Here is a 1141-nt window from a genome sequence, read left to right as displayed (position 1 = left end):
ATGGTCAAGCGCATCGCCGCGGCGGCAGACGCACGCCGCGACCCGAACTTCCTGATCATGGCCCGCACCGACGTGCGCGCCGTGGAGGGACTGGATGCCGCGATCAACCGCGCCAAGGCCCTCGTCGACGCCGGCGCGGATTCGATCTTCCCGGAGGCCATGAAGGACATCTCCGAGTTCGAGGCCGTCAGCAAGGCCGTCGACGTCCCGGTGCTGGCCAACATGACCGAATTCGGAAAGTCGGAACTCTTCACCCGCCGGCAGCTGGCCGACGCGGGTGTTGCCATGGTCATTTACCCGGTGACACTATTACGTAGTGCCATGGGTGAAGCAGAGCGAACCCTCGACGCCATCAAGGCAGACGGCACCCAGGAGTCCCGGGTCGATTCGATGCTGACCCGCGCACGCCTGTACGAGCTGGTCGACTACGAGGCGTACAACCGCTTTGACAACGGCATCTTCAACTTCCAGGTCCCTGACCTGGACATCGATTCAAACAACGCGAATCTGTAGGAATCAGGAGCGAAGTGATTACCGAAACTGAGATCAAGAAGGGCCTGGCCGGAGTCGTCGTGGACTACACGGCGGTGTCGAAGGTCAACCCCGACACCAACTCGTTGCTCTACCGCGGCTACCCGGTCCAGGACCTGGCCGCCGGCAAGAGCTTCGAAGAGGTGGCCCTGCTTTTGTGGAACGGCGAGCTGCCGACCCAGATCGAACTCACCGAGTTCATCGCCGCCGAGCGCGCAGGACGCACCCTGGACGCCAACGTCAAGGCCGCCATCGACCTCCTCCCGTTGGATTGCCACCCGATGGACGTGGGACGCACCGCCGTCTCAGTCATCGGCGCAAACCACGCACTGGCCAACGACTCCTCCCGCGAGGCCGAGCTGGTCAAGGCCAAGGAACTGTTTGCGGCCTTCCCGGCCGTGGTCGCCTACGACCAGCGCCGCCGCCGCGGCCTGGACGTCGTTGAACCCCGCGAGGACCTTGACTACTCGCAGAACTTCCTGTGGATGACCTTCGGCGAGGAAGCTGCACCCGACGTCGTCGACGCGTTCCGCGTTTCCATGGTGTTGTACGCCGAGCACTCCTTCAACGCATCGACCTTCACCGCACGCGTGATCACCTCGACGCTTTC

At 63.5% G+C, this 1141-nt stretch carries 2 protein-coding genes; both read left to right on the top strand.

The window, feature by feature from the left end; translation table 11 throughout:
* Nucleotides 1-513, top strand: a 513-nt coding sequence (locus ACIQLF_RS21865; RefSeq protein WP_400303355.1) for an oxaloacetate decarboxylase, incomplete at its 5' end; no start/stop codon positions are given.
* A gap of 17 nt (nucleotides 514-530) precedes the next feature.
* On the top strand, nucleotides 531-1141 hold a 611-nt coding region (locus tag ACIQLF_RS21860), incomplete at its 3' end, for a citrate/2-methylcitrate synthase (protein WP_400303353.1).

This window comes from Paeniglutamicibacter sp. NPDC091659, assembly GCF_044756805.1.
GTDB lineage: Bacteria > Actinomycetota > Actinomycetes > Actinomycetales > Micrococcaceae > Paeniglutamicibacter.
This window is presented reverse-complemented; position numbering and strand designations above follow the sequence as displayed.